The 17,008-nt window shown below is 74.2% G+C and carries 17 protein-coding genes; 7 read left to right on the top strand and 10 right to left on the bottom strand.

What is annotated here, in order from left to right; all coding sequences use genetic code 11:
* Positions 1-120: 120 nt before the first annotated feature.
* From V6V16_RS13455 to V6V16_RS13470, 4 genes are read right to left on the bottom strand one after another with little or no spacing between them, the layout of a single operon-like run.
* A complete protein-coding gene (locus tag V6V16_RS13455) occupies positions 121-555 on the bottom strand; it encodes an RrF2 family transcriptional regulator (protein WP_334562348.1) in 435 nt (144 codons plus the stop codon).
* Position 556: 1 nt separating this feature from the next.
* On the bottom strand, positions 557-1,441 hold the full coding sequence (locus V6V16_RS13460) for an ABC transporter permease (RefSeq protein WP_334562349.1): 885 nt from the start codon (positions 1,439-1,441) through the stop codon (positions 557-559).
* On the bottom strand, positions 1,431-2,210 hold the full coding sequence (locus V6V16_RS13465) for an ABC transporter ATP-binding protein (protein ID WP_334562350.1): 780 nt from the start codon (positions 2,208-2,210) through the stop codon (positions 1,431-1,433). The genes V6V16_RS13460 and V6V16_RS13465 overlap by 11 nt, the downstream gene beginning before the upstream one ends.
* On the bottom strand, positions 2,207-3,271 hold the full coding sequence (locus V6V16_RS13470) for an ABC transporter substrate-binding protein (protein WP_334562351.1): 1,065 nt from the start codon (positions 3,269-3,271) through the stop codon (positions 2,207-2,209). The genes V6V16_RS13465 and V6V16_RS13470 overlap by 4 nt, the downstream gene beginning before the upstream one ends.
* 261 nt (positions 3,272-3,532) lie before the next feature.
* Here V6V16_RS13470 and V6V16_RS13475 point away from each other — a divergent pair, with 261 nt between their 5' ends.
* Genes V6V16_RS13475 through nudC form a run of 3 tightly spaced genes read left to right on the top strand, consistent with a single transcriptional unit; the run spans position 3,533 to position 7,177 of the window.
* Positions 3,533-4,843, top strand: coding sequence for a M16 family metallopeptidase (locus tag V6V16_RS13475; RefSeq protein ID WP_334562352.1), 1,311 nt, complete (start codon positions 3,533-3,535; stop codon positions 4,841-4,843).
* A gap of 55 nt (positions 4,844-4,898) precedes the next feature.
* Entirely contained in the window at positions 4,899-6,242 is a 1,344-nt protein-coding gene (locus tag V6V16_RS13480) for a M16 family metallopeptidase (RefSeq protein ID WP_334562353.1), read from the top strand.
* Positions 6,239-7,177, top strand: a complete 939-nt coding sequence (gene nudC, locus V6V16_RS13485) for an NAD(+) diphosphatase (RefSeq protein WP_334562354.1) — start codon at positions 6,239-6,241, stop codon at positions 7,175-7,177. The genes V6V16_RS13480 and nudC overlap by 4 nt, the downstream gene beginning before the upstream one ends.
* A gap of 174 nt (positions 7,178-7,351) precedes the next feature.
* Here the strand turns inward: nudC and V6V16_RS13490 are convergent, their stop codons facing one another.
* The 3 genes from V6V16_RS13490 to V6V16_RS13500 form a co-directional block, all read right to left on the bottom strand.
* On the bottom strand, positions 7,352-7,624 hold the full coding sequence (locus V6V16_RS13490) for a hypothetical protein (RefSeq protein WP_334562423.1): 273 nt from the start codon (positions 7,622-7,624) through the stop codon (positions 7,352-7,354).
* Between the two features lie 215 nt (positions 7,625-7,839).
* Entirely contained in the window at positions 7,840-8,076 is a 237-nt protein-coding gene (locus V6V16_RS13495; protein ID WP_334562355.1) for a DUF397 domain-containing protein, read from the bottom strand.
* Positions 8,077-8,149: 73 nt separating this feature from the next.
* On the bottom strand, positions 8,150-9,130 hold the full coding sequence (locus V6V16_RS13500; protein WP_334562356.1) for a helix-turn-helix domain-containing protein: 981 nt from the start codon (positions 9,128-9,130) through the stop codon (positions 8,150-8,152).
* A 226-nt stretch (positions 9,131-9,356) separates the two neighbouring features.
* Here V6V16_RS13500 and V6V16_RS13505 point away from each other — a divergent pair, with 226 nt between their 5' ends.
* A complete protein-coding gene (locus tag V6V16_RS13505; RefSeq protein WP_334562357.1) occupies positions 9,357-10,634 on the top strand; it encodes an MFS transporter in 1,278 nt (425 codons plus the stop codon).
* 115 nt (positions 10,635-10,749) lie between these two features.
* Here the strand turns inward: V6V16_RS13505 and V6V16_RS13510 are convergent, their stop codons facing one another.
* On the bottom strand, positions 10,750-10,992 hold the full coding sequence (locus V6V16_RS13510; RefSeq protein ID WP_334562358.1) for a mycoredoxin: 243 nt from the start codon (positions 10,990-10,992) through the stop codon (positions 10,750-10,752).
* 92 nt (positions 10,993-11,084) lie between these two features.
* Here V6V16_RS13510 and V6V16_RS13515 point away from each other — a divergent pair, with 92 nt between their 5' ends.
* From V6V16_RS13515 to V6V16_RS13525, 3 genes are all read left to right on the top strand, one after another.
* Complete coding sequence (locus V6V16_RS13515; RefSeq protein ID WP_334562359.1) at positions 11,085-13,247, top strand: ATP-dependent DNA helicase UvrD2; 2,163 nt, start codon at positions 11,085-11,087, stop codon at positions 13,245-13,247.
* Positions 13,248-13,374: 127 nt separating this feature from the next.
* Complete coding sequence (locus V6V16_RS13520; RefSeq protein WP_334562360.1) at positions 13,375-13,632, top strand: hypothetical protein; 258 nt, start codon at positions 13,375-13,377, stop codon at positions 13,630-13,632.
* A gap of 129 nt (positions 13,633-13,761) precedes the next feature.
* Positions 13,762-14,127: a WhiB family transcriptional regulator gene (locus V6V16_RS13525; RefSeq protein ID WP_334562361.1), complete on the top strand. Its 366-nt coding sequence runs from the start codon at positions 13,762-13,764 to the stop codon at positions 14,125-14,127.
* Between the two features lie 339 nt (positions 14,128-14,466).
* Here the strand turns inward: V6V16_RS13525 and V6V16_RS13530 are convergent, their stop codons facing one another.
* Positions 14,467-15,834, bottom strand: coding sequence for an ABC1 kinase family protein (locus V6V16_RS13530; protein WP_334562362.1), 1,368 nt, complete (start codon positions 15,832-15,834; stop codon positions 14,467-14,469).
* A gap of 80 nt (positions 15,835-15,914) precedes the next feature.
* On the bottom strand, positions 15,915-16,967 hold the full coding sequence (locus V6V16_RS13535; protein WP_334562363.1) for a TOMM precursor leader peptide-binding protein: 1,053 nt from the start codon (positions 16,965-16,967) through the stop codon (positions 15,915-15,917).
* Positions 16,968-17,008: the final 41 nt, after the last annotated feature.

Here is a 17,008-nt window from a genome sequence, read left to right on the forward strand (position 1 = left end):
CCCACCCGCCGCGGCGGCCGGGCCGCGCGGGCCCTGACCGGTGGGCGTGCCCACCGCGCGGGCGGGGCCCGCGGGCCCCGCGGTCGCGCCCGGGCCGAACATGTCCGCCGCCGGTGGCGCTCAGCCGGCGGCGGTCGGGCGCCGTCCCGCTCCGAGCAGGTCGGCGAGGGTGGTCCGGTCGACCACCAGCGAGATCGCCCCGTGCACGGCCAGCCAGACGTCGCGCAGGCCGGTCGCCACCCCCTCGTAACCGGCACGCTCCGCCGGCAGCCCGCGGACGGTCGCCAGGGACCCGCCGACCGCGCGGAGCACGTCGCCGACGCTGATCTCCACCGCGGGCCGGGCCAGGGCGTACCCGCCCTCGGTGCCGCGGTGGCTCACCAGCAGGCCGGCCCGGCGCAGGTCGACGAGGATGCCCTGGAGGAAGCTCAGCGGGATGTCCTGGCTGCCGGCAAGGGCGCCGGCCTTGACCGGCGCGCCGCCGCCGAGCGGATCCTCCGCGGCGACGGCGAGCATGGCCCGGAGCGCGTAGTCACTACGCGCGGAGACGTACATCTCACTGCCCCGACTGGTCCAGGACGCCCCAGCGGCGCCGGATCGCCTTGTCCGCCGCGCCGAACGCGGCGTCTACCACCAGGCCCAGCACCAGGATCACGATCATGGTGGAGATCAGCCAGGGCGAGTCCGAGAGCTCCCGGGAGTAGGTCAGTTGCGCGCCCAGCGAGGTCTGCGAGATGCCGACGACGATCAGTTCGCCGGCCATCAGGCTGCGCCAGGAGAACGCCCAGCCCTGCTTGAGGCCGGCCACGATGGCCGGCAGCGCGGCGGGGGCGATGACGTAGCGGTAGAGGTTCAGGCCCCGGGCGCCGAGGTTGCGGCCGGCGCGCAGCAGCAGCGGGGGCACGTAGTCCACCCCGGCGATCACGCCGTTGGCGATGGACGGCGCGGCGCCGAGCACCACCACGAAGAAGATCGCCTTCTCGCTCAGCTCGAACAGCAGGATCGCCAGCGGGAACCAGGCGATCGACGGCATGGTCTGCAACGCGGTGATCATCGAGCCGATGGCGGCCCGCAGGATCCGCGACCGGGCCACCGCGAGGCCGAGCAGCAGGCCGACGGCGACCGAGAAGAGGTAGCCGAGGGCGGCCCGGCGCAGGGTGGTGGCCAGGCCGTCCCAGAGCTGTACGCCGCTGACCTGCCGGATCAGCTCCTGCCCCACGGCCACCGGGCCGGGCAACGAGTACTCGGGCTTCCAGCCGGTCCAGACCACGACCTGCCAGGCGCCGACGGCGATGGTGAGGGCGGCCAGCTTCGGCCAGGTCGCCGCCCAGAACCGGCTGGCCCGGGACCGGCTCTCCCCCCGGTCGGCCAGCTCCAGGGCGTCCAGCCCGGAGATCTCCGCGTCCGTACGCGGCACCGTGGTGAGGGTGTCACCGGCCATGGCGGCCCACCTCCTCGCGCAGGCGGTCGGTGACCTCGGAGGCGATCGCGGCGACCTCGGGGGAGTCGATGCGACGCGGTCGGGGCACGTCGACCGGGGTGGACCAGATGATCCGGCCGGGCCGGCTGGAGAGCAGGATGATCCGGTCGGCGAGCCGGGCCGCCTCGCGGACGTTGTGCGTCACGAAGAGCACGGTGAGCCGCCGTTCCGTCCAGATCCGCTCCAGCTCGTCGTGCAGGATGTCGCGGGTCATCGCGTCCAGCGCGCCGAACGGCTCGTCCATCAGCAGCACCGGCGTGTCGAGGGCGAGGGTGCGGGCCAGCGCCACCCGCTGCCGCATGCCGCCGGAGAGCTCGTGCGGGCGCTTGCGGCCGAAGTCGGCCAGGTGCACGGTGCCCAGCAGTTCGGCGACCCGGTCGCGGCGCGCTCCCCGGGGCAGCCCGCGCAGCTTCAGCGGCACCTCGACGTTGCCCTCGACGGTCAGCCAGGGAAAGAGGGCGGGCTCCTGGAACATCAGCCCCGGTTCGGCGCCCTCGCCGAGCTCGATCCGCCCGCCGCTGGGCCGGTCGAGGCCGGCGACGAGGTTGAGCAGCGTGCTCTTGCCACAGCCGGAGGCGCCGACCAGGCAGACGAACTCGCCCGGCGCGACGTCGAGGGAGACCCCGTCCAGGGCGAGGACGGCGTTCGCCCCGCGCCCGTACACCTTGGTGACGCCGTGCAGCGCGACCGAGCCGGTCGCGCTGCGGGGTGTCGTCGTGGTCGCCGTCATGGCTGGGCGACCTCGGTCCCGCCCCGGGCCTTGAGCACCTCGTTGAGGTGCGTCAGGTCGTAGAGTCCGTCGAGGCTGACGGGCTGGGTCAGCTCGACCGCGACGGCGTGGTCGAGCCCGGTCTCCAGCGACGAGGCGATCGGGTCGTTGGTGAACTCCAGCGTCGGCCAGGCCTGCTTGATGAGCTTCAGGTCGAGCGGCTTGCCACTGATCTTGCCGATGTGGTCGGAGATGGCCTGCTGGGCCTCGTCGGGCTTGCCGTTGACGAACTCGTTCGCCGCCACCTGGCCCTCGACCAGCTTCTTCACCACCTCCGGGTGGGCCTTGAGGAACCGGGTGCTGACGATCAGGTTGGTGATCACGAACTTCCGGTCCGGCCAGAGGTCGCGCTCGTCGACGAGCACCTTGCCCCCGGCGTTGACCAGGCGGGACACGAACGGCTCGGGCACCCAGGCACCGTCGACGGCCCCGCTGTTGAAGGTCTCCACCGTCTGGGCGTTCTCCTGCGGGATGATCTTGACGTCGCCACCGCCCTCCTTCGTGGTCCGCAGGCCCTTCTCCTTCAGCCAGTAGCGGATGGCCACGTCCTGGGTGTTGCCCAGCTGCGGGGTGGCGATCTTCTTGCCCCGCAGCTGCTCCACAGTGGTGATGCCGGGCCTGACCACGAGCGCGACGCCGCCGGAGGCCGCGCCGGAGATGACCCGGACCGCCTCGCCCTTGGACTTCGAGAAGGCGTTCACGGTCGGGTTCGGGCCGATGTACGTGGCGTCGAGCGCGCCGGAGAAGATCGCCTCGATCGCCGCGGGGCCGGCGTTGAAGGTCTTCGTCTCCAGCCTGACGTCGGTGCCGAGCTTCTCGGCGAAGATGCCCTTCTCCACGCCGACCACCGCCGGGGCGTGGGTGATGTTGGGGAAGTAGCCGAGCCGCAGGGTCGTCGGGCCGGAGCCGCCGCCCGCGCCCTCGCTGTCGTCGCCGCAGGCGCCGGCGCCGCCCAGGGTCGCCGCGCCGACGACGGCGAGGGTGGCCAGGGAGACCAACCGACGCAGGGGAAGCCGCCTCATCGTCCATCCAATCCGCAGTATTCCTACTTAGTTGGTAGGAAGAGTGGGGCAGGCGCTGGACTGGCGTCAAGGGTCGACCACATTCCGGGATCTCCGTCCCGGAAAGGCGGCCATTCCTACTGGCTGAGTGGGTCTTGCGGCGAGTGTTCGGCGCCCCGCCCGCAGCCTGCGGAGGCGCCGCGCCGACCGCCCGGCCCGCGCGGTGGGACGGCTGGGGGAAGGACGCCGGTGAGGGGGGTGCCGACGCGCTAGGGTCGACGCGTGGCGGCGCGGAGATCGAGAATTCCAGCGACGAAGTACCCGGTCGAGCGGTTCACCCTCGACAACGGCCTGCGGGTGGTCCTGACCCCCGACCGCAGCGCCCCGGTGATCGGGGTGGCGGTCGTCTACGACGTCGGGATCCGCTCGGAGCCCGAGGGGCGTACGGGCTTCGCCCACCTCTTCGAGCACCTGATGTTCCAGGGCTCGGAGAACCTGGAGAAGCTGGCCCACTTCCGGCACGTGCAGGGGGCGGGCGGCACCTTCAACGGCTCCACCCACCTGGACTACACCGACTACTACGAGACGTTGCCGAGCAACGCCCTGGAGCGGGCGCTCTTCCTGGAGGCCGACCGGATGCGCGGCCCCCGGTTGACCGAGGAGAACCTGCGCAACCAGGTCGACGTGGTCAAGGAGGAGATCCGGGTCAACGTGCTCAACCGCCCGTACGGCGGCTTCCCCTGGCTGACCCTGCCCCCGGTGATGTTCGACACCTTCCCGAACGCGCACGACGGCTACGGCTCCTTCGTGGACCTGGAGTCGGCCACCGTCGCGGACGCCGCCGACTTCTTCCGCCGCTACTACGCCAGCGGCAACGCGGTGCTGGCGGTCAGCGGCGACATCGACGTCGCCGAGGCGACCACGCTGATCGAGCGGCACTTCGGCGACGTGCCGGCCCGGCCCGCGCCGAAGCGGCCCGACTTCACCGAGCCCGACCTCACCGAGGAGCGGCGCACCTCGTACACGGACAAGCTGGCCCCGCTGCCCGCGGTGGCCGGGGCCTGGCGGGTGCCCGACCCGATCACCGACTTCGCCGGCTACCTGCCGTACGTCGTGCTGGCCGAGGTGCTCACCGACGGTGACGCCTCCCGGCTGGTCGAGCGGCTGGTCCAGCGGGACCGGGCGGTGACCAGCCTCGGCGGCTACGTCGGCTTCATGGGCGACCCCTTCGACGTGCGGGACCCGACGGCGCTGCTGCTCCAGGCGCACCTGCCTCCGGGCGGCGACGTGGAGAAGGTGCTGCGCACCGTCGACGAGGAGTTGGACCGGCTGGCCGGCGACGGCCTGGCCGAGGGGGAGTTGGCCCGCACCCAGGCCCGGATGGCGACCCACCTGCTGCGCGACACGGACGCGGTGCTCGGCCGGGCGTTGCAGATGGCCGTGCTGGAGCAGCAGCGCGGCGAGCCGGGGCTGCTCAACGACCTGCCCCGGCTCGTCGGCGAGGTCACCGAGGAGCAGGTCCGCGCCGCCGCCGCCACCCTGCGGCCCGAGCGCCGCGCGTCCGTCGAGGTCATCGCGGGAGGGGCCCGTTGAGCGTGAGGAGTGGGCCGGGGCCGCGAGCCCCGCAGCCGCGATCGGAGGACGACCAGTGACGGCAACCCCGCAGAGCGCCCCCCGGGCGCTGCCACCGCTCGGCCCGAACCGCAGGCTGAAGCTGCCGAAGCAGGCCGAGCGCACGCTCGGCAACGGGCTGACCGTGATCGCCGTACGCCGCCCGGCGGTCCCGCTGGTGGAGCTGCGGCTGTGGATGCCGTTCGGCCGCGCACACCTCGCCCGGGGCGCGATGCTCGCGCAGACCCTGCTCTCGGGCACGGCGACGATGTCCAGCGTGCAGATCGCGGCCGAGCTGCAGAAGGTCGGCGGTGGGCTCTCCGCCGGCATCGACCCGGACCGGCTGATGCTCTCCGGCGCGGGTCTGGTCACCGGGCTGGACCGGATGCTGGAGCTCCTCGCCGAGGTGCTGACCGGCGCCGCCTACCCGGCTGAGGACGTGGCCACGGAGCGGGACCGGCTGGTCGACCGGATCCACGTCGCGCGCAGCCAGCCGGCGCACCTGGCCCGCACCGCCCTGCTCCGGCGGGTCTACGGCGACCACCCGTACGCGGTGCAGACCCCCGAGCCGGAGGCGGTCCGCGCGGTCCGGCCGGCCGTGCTGCGTACGCTGCACGCCAAGCGGGTGCACCCCGCCGACGCGGTGCTGGTGCTGGTCGGCGACGTGCAGCCCGAGCGGGCGCTGGACGCCGCCGAGAAGGCCCTGTCGGGGTGGAACGGCGCCGGGCACACCGCTGACCTGCCGCCCGCCCCGCCGCTGGAGCCCGGCCCGCTGCTGCTGGTCGACCGGCCGGGATCGGTGCAGTCGTCGCTGCGGATCGCGCTGCCGGCGGTGCCGCGCACCCATCCCGACCACGCCGCGCTGCAACTGGCGAACCTGCTCTTCGGCGGCTACTTCTCCTCCCGCTGGGTGGAGAACATCCGCGAGGACAAGGGCTACACGTACGGGCCGCACTCGCTCGTCGAGCACTCCGTGGCCGGGTCGGTGCTGGTCGCCGCCGCCGAGGTGGCCACCGAGGTCACCGGGCCGGCGCTGCTGGAGACGACGTACGAGCTCGGCCGGCTGGCCTCCCTCCCGCCGGGGGAGGACGAGCTGGAGCAGGCCCGCCAGTACGCCCTCGGCACCCTCCAGCTCGGCATGTCCACCCAGGCCGGGCTCGCGTCGCTGACCAGCGCGTACGCCGGCAACGGGCTGCGCCTGGAGTTCCTCGCGGAGCACGCCGCCCGGCTGGCGAAGGCGAGCGTGACCGACGTGGCCGAGGCGGCGGCCCGCTACCTCGCGCCGGCCCGGGCGGCCGTCGTGGTGCTGGGCGACGCGGAGCGGATCGGGCCGCAGCTCTCGACGCTGGCCCCGGTCGTCACCGAGCCGGCCCGGCCGTGAGCGGGGAGGCCGCGCCACCGCTGGCCCGCTCCACGCTGGACCGGGCGGCGCACCGGCGTACCGACCCCGAGTGGCTGGCACAGGCGTGGAGCCGGGCCCGGGTGCTGGTGCTGGACTCCGCCCAGGGCGGCCGGGCGCTGGTGCGGACCGACACGTCGCCGCCCACGCTGGTGCTGGTCGACCCGGCCGCGCTGCCGCAGCCGGTGGCCCCGATGTTCCTGGGCGTCGAGCCGGACGGGGTGCCCGTCTTCGCCGCGGACGCCCCGCTGCCGGCGGTGCCCGGGGCCCGCGCGGCGCACCTGCGCGAGGTCGGCCACCTGCTCGGCGACCGGGACGCCGGGTTGTTCACGACCGCGCTGGCGCTGACCAACTGGCACCTGCGGCACGGCTACTCGTCGGCGACCGGGCAGCCGACCGAGGTGGACGAGGGCGGCTGGTCCCGGGTCGACGCGGGCGGGGAGCGGATCTGGCCGCGAACCGACCCGGCGATGATCGTGCTCGTGCACGACGGCGTGCCGGGCCCGGACGGGCGCTGCCTGCTCGGCAACAACGCCACCTGGCCGAGCACCCCCGGCGAACGGCGGTTCTCCTGCCTCGCCGGCTACGTCGAGCCGGGGGAGTCGGCCGAGGCCGCCGTGCTGCGCGAGGTCCGCGAGGAGGTGGGCGTCCCGGTCGCCGACATCGCGTACGCGGGCAGTCAGTCCTGGCCGTTCCCGGGCTCGCTGATGCTCGGGTTCCTGGCCACCGCCGATCCGGAGCACCCGGTGCACGTGGACCCGACCGAGATCGCGTACGCCCGGTGGTTCTCCCGGCGGGAGATCGGCGCGGCGCTGGCGGGGCGGCCGGTGGACGCCGGCGGCGACCGCCTGGTGCTGCCGCCACCGTCGTCCATCGCGCTCTTCCTGATCCACCGGTGGCTCGACGGGCACTGCTGAGCCCGTCGGCGACGGGGTCCGGTCCCCGGCGGTCGCGCGGTGCTCGTGCGGTCCCGGTCCGTGGCCGTCGTTGCCGCGACGGTCACGGACCGGGAACACGGGCCGCCGTGGCCGGCTGGGCAAGGAACACGGCGGGGGAGCCGGTCCGACCACGACGGACGTCTCTCGGTCGGGTCAGCCGCCCCGGTCGTCGGGCGCCGGTCGGCCGCGGCCGGGCCCGTCGAGCGGAAGCACCTTGACCCGTTGCCTCCCGGAGCGGACGGCGCCGACGGCGGCGAGGGCTCGGGCCAGCAGCAGCGCGGCGTCGCGCTCCTCGGCGTGCACGACCTGCCGGCGCGGCTCGGGCGCGGTGGTCTCGTCGCGGAGGCGGCCGCCGCACGTCCACGCGGCGGCGATGTCCGCGTCGGCGGCGGCGCGGATGTCGGTGCGAACGATCAGGAAACGCATGTGGGTCTCCGGATGAACCGCGACGGTGGGGAACGGGTGGAAGTTCCACGTCACTCTGTCGCCATGCTACGCCCGGCGGCCTTCCCAGCAAGTGAAACGCGATGATCGGTTCGCAGCCTCGTCCGATCAGTGGATGCCTGGTCGGCGGGGGTGCCGGGCGCGGACGCGACGGGGCCGCCGGCTGACTGCCGGCGGCCCCGTGACGGTCGGTGTGATCAGTTGAGGTCGAACTGTCCGTTCTTCGCGCCGGCGATGAAGCCCAGCCAGCCCGCCCGGTTGAACAGCAGCACCGGACCGCCCTGGTCCTTGCTGTCCCGCAGGGCCACCGCGGCCGGCCCGGTCCTCAGTGGCGCGACCTCGACGCAGTTCGAGGTCTGGCTGCGCGTGCTCTTGCGCCACGGGGCGCCGGCGAGCAGGGCGGATACGGACGACGTGTCGTGGATCTCGTTCATCGTGTCACTCCTGAGGTGAACCGCTCCGATGGAACGAGTGGCGCCGCGCGACCCGACGGCAGGTCCCCCGTGGTCACCGTTCCGTCAGACGCCCGGAGTGCCGGCGGCGTTGGGTCGGCGCCGTTGCCGGCCCGTACGCCACCGTGGACGCGGCTGCCGTGCCGGGCAACCGTCCCGTCGCCTCGATCAGCCAGGAATGGGTGTCCGACTCGGAGAGCGCTGCCGCGCGCAGCCACTCGAATACCACTTTATAGCGATTTAGGGTGTTTGCCTCGGTCGACATGACGTCGGTGAACCCCCCTTCGATGGCCAGCGTCTCCGGATCGAGCGGATCCGCGAACCGGTAGACCGAGAAGGCGGTCGGCGGGAGGTACCAGGTGCCGATCTGGGTGTCCCGGGGCAGCACGTGCAGGGTGACGTTCGGCAGCATCGCCAGCTCGCAGAGCTGGACGAGCTGCTCGCGCAGCACCTCGGGCGGCCCGGCCCGGCCGCCGAGGGCCGTCTCCTCCAGCACCGCCGTGTAGCGGGGGGCGTCGGTCCCCCGCGTCAGCAGCGCCTGCCGGGCGCCGCGGGCCCGCACCTCGGTGTCGACGTCCTCCTCCGCCTCCGGGTCGCCGGCCTCCTCGCCGACCTGCCGCGCGGAGGCGATCCGCACCGACGCGTAGCCGGGCGTCTGGAGCAGGCCCGGCACCAGGACCGGGTTGTACTCCCGGATCTCCACGCAGCCCGCCTCCAGCTCGGCGAAGGCGCGTTGCTGCTGGGTCATCACGGGATAGTTGCGCAGCCACCCGCGGATGTCCCCGGCCGCCTGGGTGATGTCGAGCAGCTCCCCGCGCAGGGCCTCGTCGGCACCGTAGAGATCCAGCAGGACCCCGACGTCGTCCGGATCCGGACGGCTGCGGCCGTTCTCCAGGCGGGACAACTTGGACGCGGAGGCCCAGCCGATCCGCTCGATGACCTGGTCACCGGTGAGGCCGGCGGCCTCGCGCAGCCGGCGCAGTACCGTACCCAACCTGCGGCGACGCATGATCGGGCTGGGTGAGGCAGGAGGCACGACGTCCTCTTTCCCGTGGGCCGCCGCGGACGCGACGGTAACTGTATGGAATTCGCCCCCCACGGTCAGTATGGACGGCGCAACCCTCGCCGGAGGTCCCGGCGGGGGCGTGTCTCGCAGAAAAGAGACCGTGGAAGGGAACGGCACCCGCAACGACGCCGTCGGACCCGTCCGCGCCACCCCGACCGCGCCACGCCGCGCACCACCCCCGCCCGGAGGGACCCCCATGCGCACCGTCCTGCGCCGCCCGGATTTCCGCCTGCTCTTCGGCGGCCTGCTCGCCAGCATGGCCGCCGAGTCGATCCTGCTACTGGCCCTCGCCATCTGGGTGAAGGACCTGACCGGGTCGGACGGGCTGGCCGGCGCCACCATCTTCGCGGTCATCGCCCCGATGACGCTGGCTCCGCTGGTCGGGTGGTTCGTCGACCGCTACCCCCGCCGCCCGTTCTTCGTGGCGGCCAACCTGGTGACGGCCGCGCTGCTCACCCCGCTGCTGACGGTGCGGGACCGCGCCGACGTGTGGATCATCTACGCGGTGGCGGCCCTGTACGGCCTCTCGTACATCACGCTCAGCGCCGCGCTCAGCGGCCTGATCCGCCAGCTCGTGCCGGTCGAGCTGCTGGCCGACGCGAACGGCGTGCTGCAGACCGTGCGCCAGGGCCTGCGGCTGATCGGTCCGCTGGCCGGCGCGGGGCTCTACGCGGCCGTCGGCGGCTGGACGCTGGCCGTGATCGGAATGCTCGGCTTCGTGTCGGCGGCCGTCGTGGTGGGCGCGCTGCGCACGGCGGAGACGCCGCCCGCCGGTCGGGGGCTGCGCTGGTCCGCCGAGGTGGGCGCGGGGCTGCGGCACCTGGCCGGGGAGCCGGCGTTGCGCCGGGCGCTGCTCGGCTACGGGCTGGGCTCGCTGGCGATGGGCTTCAGCGAATCGTTGATCTTCGCCTACGTCGACCAGGGGCTCCGCCGGGACGCCGCGTTCGTCGGTGTGCTGGTCACCGTGCAGGGCATCGGCGGGCTGGTCGGCGGGCTGCTCTCCCCGGCCGTTGTGCGCCGTGCGGGGGAGGTGGGCACGCTCGCCGCCGGCGTGGCGTTCTTCGGGCCGGCCTCGCTGGCGCTGGTGTACCCGAACCTCTGGCTCGGCTTCCTCGCGGTGCTGCTGGCCGGCGTGTCGCTGCCGCTGACCATGGTCGGGCTGCACACGCTGATCCAGCGGCGTACCCCCTCGGGGCTGATCGGCCGGGTCGCCGCGGCCTCGGAGGCCGTGGTCAGCGGCCCGCAGGCGCTCTCCATCGGCGCGGGGGCGCTGCTCGTCGGGGTGCTGGACTACCGGGTGCTGTTCGCCCTGATCGGGCTGGCCACCCTGCTGGCCGGCGGCTTCCTCTGGCACGGCCGCACGCTCAGCCCGCCGCCGACCGCCCGGCTCCCCGTCCCCCGCCGGCCCGTGGACGGGGTGGTGCCCGCAGGCCCGGAGGTGGTCGGCACGACGCCCCCGGGCCCGGGGCGCTGAGGCTCGTCCCGTCGCCACCGGCGGCCCGGGCGGAGGGCCGGCGGCGCCACCGGGCGGTACGCCGCGGGGGCGGCGGCCCGGACGGCCGCCGCCCCCCGGGCGGGTGCTGGGTCGGTCAGGCGTCGATCGTGGCGAGGTGCTGCTTGACCTGGGTGATCGACGGGTTGGTCAGGGCGCTGCCGTCGGCGAAGCGCAGCGTCGGGACGGTCTGGTTGCCGCCGTTGACGCGCATCACGAACTCCGCGGCCTTCGGGTCCTGCTCGATGTCGACCACCTCGTAGCCGATGCCCTCCCGGTCGAGCTGCGACTTGAGCCGGTGGCAGTAGCCGCACCAGGGGGTGGAATACATCGTCAGCATGGTGAGATCCTCCAACGGTCCGCGCGGCGGCTTGCCGATCAAGCCCAGGCTAATCGCTGCAACGTCCGGCGGAGCTGAGACAATTCCTCGCTGTGGCGGTTCACTCAGCATCCGAACGCGTGCTCGCGGGGCTCGACCCGGAGCAGCGGTCGGCGGTGACCGCCCCCGCCGGCCCGGTCTGCATCCTGGCCGGCGCCGGCACCGGCAAGACCCGGGCGGTCACCTCCCGCATCGCCCACCGGGCCCTCTCGGGGGAGATCTCCGCCCGGCACGTGCTCGCGGTGACCTTCACCGCCCGCGCCGCCGCCGAGATGCGGGCCCGGCTCACCGCGCTCGGCGTGGGCGGCGTGCAGGCGCGCACCTTCCACGCGGCGGCGCTGCGCCAGGTGCGCTACTTCGCGCCCCGCCTGCTGGAGGGGCGGGCCATGCCCGAGCTGCTGGACAGCAAGGTCCGCCTGGTCACGCTCGCCGCGGCCAAGGCCGGCCTGCGTACCGACCGGGCGGCCGCCCGGGACCTGGCCGGCGAGATCGAGTGGGCCAAGTCGTCGCTGGTGGAGCCGGGGGAGTACGTCGTCGCGGCGGCCAAGGCGATGCGGGACACCCCGCACGAGCCGGCCCGGGTCGCCGAGGTCTTCGCGGCGTACGAGCGGCTCAAGCGCTCCAACGGTGTGATCGACTTCGAGGACATGCTGCGCGCCGCGGTCTGGGGCATCGAGGAGCACCGCGACGTCGCCGAGCAGGTCCGCGCCCAGTACCGGCACTTCGTGGTCGACGAGTACCAGGACGTCAACCCGCTCCAGCAGCGCCTGCTCGAGGCGTGGCTGGGCGGGCGGGACGACCTGACCGTGGTCGGCGACGCCAGCCAGACGATCTACTCGTTCACCGGGGCCACCTCGTCCTATCTGGTCGACTTCCCGCGTCGGAACCGGGGCGCGACGGTGGTCCGGCTGGTCCGCGACTACCGTTCCACCCCGCAGGTCGTCGGGCTGGCCAACGCGGTGATCTCGCAGGCGCGGGGCGCCGAGGCGCGGCTGCGCCTGGAGCTGGTCGGCCAGCGCCCGCCCGGCCCGGAGCCCGAGCTGCGGATCTTCACCGACGAGCCGGCCGAGGCCAACGCCGTCGCCGCCCGCTGCCGCGCCCTGGTCGACGCCGGCACGCCGGCGAGGGAGATCGCCGTGCTGTTCCGGACCAACGCGCAGTCCGAGGCGTACGAGAAGGCGCTGACCGAGGCGCGGGTGCCGTACGTGGTGCAGGGGGCGGAGCGGTTCTTCGAGCGCGCCGAGGTCCGGCAGGCGATGGTCGCCCTGCGGGCCGCCACCCGGTCGATCCCCGGGGAGACCCCGCTGCCCACCGCCGTGGTCGAGGCGCTCAGCGCGGTCGGCTGGGCCCCCGACGCCGCCCCGACCGGCGGCGCCGCCCGCGAGCGCTGGGAGGCGCTCGCCGCCCTGGTGCAGCTCGCCGAGGAGTACGCCGCCGCGCCGGAGGTGCTGCCGATCGGGCCCGCCGCCTCGGTCGAGCGCCCGGTCACCCTGGCCGACTTCAACGACGAGCTGGCCCGTCGGGCCGCCGCGCAGCACGTGCCGACCGTCGACGGGGTGACGCTGGCCTCGCTGCACTCCGCCAAGGGCCTGGAGTGGGACGCCGTCTTCCTGGTCGGCCTCTCCGAGGGCACCCTGCCCACCACGTACGCCAAGACCGTCGAGCAGGTCGAGGAGGAGCGCCGGCTGCTCTACGTCGGCATCACCCGGGCCAGGCAGTGGCTCTGGCTGTCGTACGCCTCGGCCCGTTCCCCGGGCGGGCGGGCCCGGCGGCCCTCCCGGTTCCTGCCGCAGCTCGACCGCTCCGGCGGAGCGGAGCGGGCCGGGGCGGGCCCGGCGGCGCGCCGCCCGGAGCGCCGCCGGACCCAGATCGTGTCCTGCCGGATCTGCGGCGCCACCCTGCTCGCCGGGCCGGACCGCAAGCTCGGCCGCTGCCCGACCTGCCCGTCGGACATCGACGAGGAGCTGCACGAACGCCTGCGCGAGTGGCGCCAGCGGGTGGCCGCCGGGCAGCGGGTACCGGCCTATGTGGTCTTCACCGACGCCACGCTCGTCGCGCTCGCCGAGCGGCGTCCCGGTAGGACGGAGGAGCTGATCGCGATCGCCGGCATCGGGCCCCGCAAGCTCGGCCTCTACGGGGAGGCGGTGCTGGCTCTGGTGGCGGGCGCGGGGGTCGACGACGTCTGCCCTGAGAAAACTTTCGAAATCTCGCCGTAAATTCGTTTGCCCTCGCCCCGTGGCGAGGAATAGCCTCATGGCACACCTCGCGAGCGGCGCCATTCTGGCTGCTCACGAGGGGTAGAGACCGTTTCGGCACGAGTGAACGTCAGAGGAGGTGGCCCCCATGGAGATCGTCTACATCTACGAGCGTCCGGCGGCGCTGCCCGCTGCCGTCGCTTCGCTGTCGGCTGTCCGGGTGGCCCTCGCCGCTGCGCGACCGTCGGTTTCCCAGGTGCACCGGGTCGAGACTCAGGCCGAGCTGATCCTCGCCCCCGCGCCGAACGGAATCCAGGGGACCAGTGGCTTCACGGGCAAGGGTGTCGATGCTGTCAAGCGCCACATGGACGCCCGCGGAGTTCCACCTCGAGGTAGACCGGTCTGATCATCAGACCACCGGCTCACCTCGAGGCCGCGGAACCCGCTACCGGGATCCGCGGCCTCAGTTTTTTGCCCGTCAGGTACGTCGGAAATGCGATCCACGAGATCGAAGTGAGAGAGAGGTGACCGGGCGATGAGTCTGGCGTTGGCCCCACTCGACGTGAGCGTCGAGATGGAGGCGAACCTGCCCTGCCGGAAGTTCGACCCCGACCTGTGGTTCTCCGACTCGCCCGCCGAGCTCGAGCTGGCCAAGTCGCTCTGCGGGGACTGCCCGCTGCGCGTCGAGTGCCTGGCCGGGGCGGTGGAGCGGGCCGAGCCCTGGGGCGTCTGGGGCGGCGAGATCTTCGAGCGTGGCGCGGTCGTCCCGCGCAAGCGGCCCCGTGGCCGTCCGCGTAAGGAGGACCTCGCCCGCGACGCGGCGCTCCGGGTCGAGGCCGAGGCGCGACTGGCGGCCAGCGGGCTGTCCGAGTCGCGCACCGCGGTCCGGCTGGCGGCCTGACATGCACCCGATCCGTCCCACCCACGCCGGTGCCACACCGGCGACGAGAGAGCTGACCACCATGCTGAACGTTCTTAACGGAGTCGCCGAGATGCAACTACTTCACGAAGCGTTGTCCCGGGCTCGAATGCGCCGGCCTCAGGCCGGTCTTTCCACCACGAGCACTGAGGCAACCCGTTCCGCCCGTTCCGTCGCCATGAACAGCCGTACACGAGCGGCGCGCGACCTGGGCGTTCTCTAGATCCACACCGATGCCGAGGGGCGGTGGCCGATTCCGGCCACCGCCCCTCCGCGCGTGCCGCGTCCCGTGCCGCCGGAACGGACGTCAGCCGCCGTCGCTCAGCCGCCCGCCGAGGGCTGCTCGGCCGACGGGGCGAAGCCGGGCAGCCAGCGCTCCAGGATGCCCCGGTAGGGCGCCTTCGCCTCCAGCTGGCAGAGCACGCCGATCGACCCGAGCGTCACCCGGTGGATGAGCAGGTACGACGGCGGCAGGTTGAGCTGCCGGCTCAACTGGTACGCGGGCGAACGCGGGCTGGCCAGCCGGGTCGCCTCCGCGCGCAGCCAGGCCCGGGAGAAGCGGAACTCCTCGGCGCCGATGGGCTCCAGCATGGGGCGCAGGAATTCGAGCACCGCCCGGGCGTCGATCTCCTCCGTGGATCCGATGAAGCCCTCGGCCCGCAGACCCGCCACCACCCCGTCGGCGTCGCCCCGCAGCGCGAGCGCGGCGATGCGACCGATCGGCTCCGGCGTGCCCTCCGGCATCCGGGCCACCGCGCCGAAGTCGATCACCCCGAGCCGGCCGTCCGGCAGCAGCCGGAAGTTGCCCGGGTGCGGGTCGGCGTGCAGCAGCCCGGCCCGCTGCGGCGCGGAGAGGTGCAGGACGGCCATCAGCCGGCCGGCCGTGTCGCGCTGTTCCTCGGTGCCCTCGCGGATGATGTCCGCCAGCGGGGTGCCCTCGACCCACTCGGTGACCAGGACCCGGGGCGACGCGGAGACCACCGCCGGGATGTAGATCTCCGGGTCGTCGGCGTACGCGGTGGCGAAGGCGCGCTGCGACTCGGCCTCCAGCTCGTAGTCGAGCTCCTCGGTGATCCGCTCCCGCAGCTCGGCCAGGAGCGGCTTGACGTCCAGCCCCGGCTGGATCGCCCGGAACATCCCGCCCAGGCGGGAGAGCTGCTTGAGGTCGGCCAGCAGGGCCTCGCCCGCGCCCGGGTACTGGATCTTGACGGCGACGTCGCGGGTGTTCGGCGCGCCCGACGGGTTGTAGCCGGGCTCCCGCCACACCGCCCGGTGCACCTGACCGATGCTGGCCGCGGCGGCGGGGGTGTCGTCGAACTCGACGAACCGGTCCCGCCACTCCGGGCCGAGCTGCTCGGCGAGCACCTTGTGCACGCTGGCCACCGGCAGCGGCGGAGCCGCCTCCTGGAGCTTGGTGAGGGCCTGCCGGTAGGGGGCGGCGATCTCCTCGGGCAGGGCGGCCTCGAAGACCGACAGCGCCTGGCCGAACTTCATCGCGCCGCCCTTGAGCTGCCCGAGCACGCTGAAGAGCTGTTCGGCGGTGCGCTGTTGGATCTCGGCCGAGATCACGTCGGAGGCGAGCCCGGTGACGCGCTTACCCATGCCGAGGACGGTCCGACCGGCGAAGCCGAGCGGCAGAGCGGCGAGCTTGGCGGTCCGGGACACGGCCCGGCGCGGGATGTCGGTCACCCGGCCATTGTTACCGACTCCGGGGGTCGGCGGCTGCTCTGCCGGCGGGCTGGGTGCCCGTACCCGCCCTCGGGGGGGCGTCACCGGCGCCGACGGGAGCATCCGCAGGAGGGGTGCGGCGGCCACCTCCGGCGTCGGAACCGGCCCGCGCCGGTGATCTCCACCGCGCAGCCCAGGGTCTCCGGGGTGCCCCCGTCGAGCTGGGTCAGCACCTCCGCGGCCGCGTACGCCCCGGCGGCCAGGAGCGTCGCAGTGGCGCACGATTGTCCACCGGGATTCGTGGCGAGCTGGGCGGCGAGCGCCGGCCAGTCCGGGTCACGATCGGTCCGGTGCAGGTCGAGGCAGTGGAGGCAGGGGCCGGCGGGCGGGCGGACGAGCGGACCGACCACGGGCACGCCCCCTCGGAGCCCGACCAGCAGGTGCGGCTGGCGTCGCTGGGCGTGGCCGGCGGCGAGCAGGGCCGCCGGCCGGTCCGTACCGAGCTGGACGACCAGGTCGACGCGGCCCCGCCGGAGGGGACCGGTGCCCGTGCCGGGGGCGGCCCGCTCGACGGCGTCGCGTAACGCCGGGGCGAGCGGACGGCCGAGCGCGGCGGCCGGGATGCCGGTGCCGACCAGGTCCGCCGGGCGCACCGGACCGGCCAGCTCGGGGCGGACGTGCCCGACGCCGGCCTGGGCCAGCGCGAGGGCGACCGGCGCGCCCAGGGGGCCGGCGCCGGTGACCACCACCCGGGCGGCCAGCCGCCGGCGCAGCACCCGGGCGGGCGTGTCGGGCAGTCGGGCGGCGGCCAGGGCGAGAGCCCCGGCCTCGGCGGCGAGCCGGGCCCGGGGCGGTCCGGCCAGGTCTCTCGGCAGCAGGGTGTGCGCGGGTACGACCAGGCCGGCGGCCCGCAGGGCGTCGAGCAGGGCGCGGGCCTCGTCGGGGGCCACCTCGGCGGCGACGGCGTGCTCCAGGACCAGCCGCTCGCTGCGGGTGCCGTCCAGCAGGTCGAGCAGCCGCGCCGCCCGCGGATCGGTGATCTCCAGCAGGACGGCCTGGCCCGGCTCGACGCCGAGCTGGAGGGTGTGGCGGTCCCGCCAGAGTCTGGTGAGCCCCGGCAGCAGGGTGGGCCGGGGAAGCGTGGCACGGCGCATGGCACGAATGGTGACCGCGTCCGTGCTCACGGTCGATCGTT

This window comes from Micromonospora sp. CPCC 205561 (assembly GCF_036906775.1).
Classification (GTDB): Bacteria; Actinomycetota; Actinomycetes; order Mycobacteriales; family Micromonosporaceae; genus Micromonospora.

Bases quoted from the DNA above. Each gene is read 5' to 3' on its own strand.
- V6V16_RS13460 (WP_334562349.1), bottom strand. From the start codon at position 1,441: ATGGCCGGTGACACCCTCACCACGGTGCCGCGTACGGACGCGGAGATC.
- V6V16_RS13525 (WP_334562361.1), top strand. From the start codon at position 13,762: ATGAGTCTGGCGTTGGCCCCACTCGACGTGAGCGTCGAGATGGAGGCG.
- V6V16_RS13455 (WP_334562348.1), bottom strand. From the start codon at position 555: ATGTACGTCTCCGCGCGTAGTGACTACGCGCTCCGGGCCATGCTCGCC.
- V6V16_RS13520 (WP_334562360.1), top strand. From the start codon at position 13,375: ATGGAGATCGTCTACATCTACGAGCGTCCGGCGGCGCTGCCCGCTGCC.
- V6V16_RS13490 (WP_334562423.1), bottom strand. From the start codon at position 7,624: ATGCGTTTCCTGATCGTTCGCACCGACATCCGCGCCGCCGCCGACGCG.
- V6V16_RS13495 (WP_334562355.1), bottom strand. From the start codon at position 8,076: ATGAACGAGATCCACGACACGTCGTCCGTATCCGCCCTGCTCGCCGGC.
- V6V16_RS13465 (WP_334562350.1), bottom strand. From the start codon at position 2,210: ATGACGGCGACCACGACGACACCCCGCAGCGCGACCGGCTCGGTCGCG.
- V6V16_RS13510 (WP_334562358.1), bottom strand. From the start codon at position 10,992: ATGCTGACGATGTATTCCACCCCCTGGTGCGGCTACTGCCACCGGCTC.
- V6V16_RS13470 (WP_334562351.1), bottom strand. From the start codon at position 3,271: ATGAGGCGGCTTCCCCTGCGTCGGTTGGTCTCCCTGGCCACCCTCGCC.
- V6V16_RS13505 (WP_334562357.1), top strand. From the start codon at position 9,357: ATGCGCACCGTCCTGCGCCGCCCGGATTTCCGCCTGCTCTTCGGCGGC.
- V6V16_RS13535 (WP_334562363.1), bottom strand. From the start codon at position 16,967: ATGCGCCGTGCCACGCTTCCCCGGCCCACCCTGCTGCCGGGGCTCACC.